We start from the raw sequence: 1316 nt of genomic DNA on the forward strand, positions 1-1316 counted from the left end.
GCTGATCGGCGGCGCCGGCGGCGCCGCGGTCGGTGCGCTGACGGCGCCGTCCGGACGGCGCTGAGCCGCGGCGGGGCCGCGGAACACAGCGCCGCGGCCCCGCGTTCGCCCTGCCGGCAAGCGGAACCGGACAGGGCATGACCGAACACCACGCACGCATCGAGATCTCGCGGCCGCCGGCGGAGGTCTTCGCCTTCCTGGCCAACCCGATGAACCTGCCGCGCTGGCAGCCCATGCTGCGCGAGACGTTCCGCGAAGGGCCGGACCGCATCCGCGTGATCGGCGGCGGCGTCGGCGCGGAGGGCATCGCGGCGCATGTGCGCTTCGCGGTGGAGGCGGGTGCGCGCTGCGTGTCCTGGGCGACCGCCACCGGCGTGGGCTGCGCCGGCGACGTGCGCGTGGAGGAGGCGGAGGCCGGTGCCGCCGTCGTCCTCGCCCTGCGCCTGGGCCAGCGCGCGGCACGGCCCGAGGCGCTGGCCCACTGGACCGGCGACAAGGCGCTGGACGTGGATGGCGCGCTGCGTGCGAGCCTGGTCGCGGTGAAGCAGCACTGCGAGGAGGTGACGCAGGGCGTCACGCTGGTCTCCGGCGGCACCCAGGCGCATCCGGACCAGGCGGCGCTGCGCGACAGCCGGCCCTACGGATCCAGCGCGACGCAGAACCCGGGGACGGGCTGAACGACGCCGCGCCGCGGGCTCAGCGCCCCACGGCTCAGCGGCCCAGGCCGATGCCGCAATCCGACAGCAGGGAGGAGGCGCTCCCCCGGGCGTTGTTGGCAACCTGCGCGACCCGGAGCGAATCCTGCGGCGGCAGGCTGCGCATAAGGCAGCTGGTCAGCGCCGTGACGTCCAGCGTCAGCCCGCAGCGCATCGCGGCGCTGCCGACACGCTGGCAGAATTCGCGCTTCTGCTCCGGCGTCTCCGGCTGCCGCTGGCCGAGGCCGGGCAGCGAGCCCAGCCCCTGGCCGAAGGCCGGCGTCGCCAGCCCCAGCACGAGGAACGCCGCCAACCGGACCCGCATCGCGCTGCCCTCCGCCGCCAGGGCGCGGAGCCTCGGCCGGCGGCAGCGTTGCGGTCAAGCAGTGGTCAAGCCGCGCGACCGGCCCTATCTGCACACGCGCATGACCATCCCCGCCACCATCCCGCGCACCGCGCTCGTCACCGGCGGCGCGAAGCGGCTCGGCCGCGCCATGGCGCTCGCCCTGGCCGAGGCCGGCTTCGACGTCGCCATCCACTACGCCGCCAGCGAGGCCGAGGCCGCCGAGACCGCCGCGACGATCCGCGCGCGGGGCCGCCGCGCGGCCACGCTGCGCGCCG

At 76.7% G+C, this 1316-nt stretch carries 3 protein-coding genes; 2 read left to right on the forward strand and 1 reads right to left on the reverse strand.

What is annotated here, in order from left to right; genetic code table 11:
• The first annotated feature begins 137 nt into the window (after positions 1–137).
• Complete coding sequence (locus OZN99_RS31785; protein WP_270939182.1) at positions 138–677, forward strand: SRPBCC family protein; 540 nt, start codon at positions 138–140, stop codon at positions 675–677.
• A gap of 34 nt (positions 678–711) precedes the next feature.
• Here the strand turns inward: OZN99_RS31785 and OZN99_RS31790 are convergent, their stop codons facing one another.
• A complete protein-coding gene (locus tag OZN99_RS31790) occupies positions 712–1020 on the reverse strand; it encodes a hypothetical protein (RefSeq protein ID WP_270939183.1) in 309 nt (102 codons plus the stop codon).
• Between the two features lie 100 nt (positions 1021–1120).
• Between OZN99_RS31790 and OZN99_RS31795 the strand changes: the two genes are divergently transcribed.
• The coding region (locus tag OZN99_RS31795; RefSeq protein ID WP_270939184.1) for an SDR family NAD(P)-dependent oxidoreductase at positions 1121–1316 on the forward strand (196 nt) is incomplete at its 3' end.

The sequence above is a fragment of the Falsiroseomonas oryzae genome, assembly GCF_027856955.1.
In the GTDB taxonomy this organism is placed as follows: domain Bacteria; phylum Pseudomonadota; class Alphaproteobacteria; order Acetobacterales; family Acetobacteraceae; genus Falsiroseomonas; species Falsiroseomonas oryzae.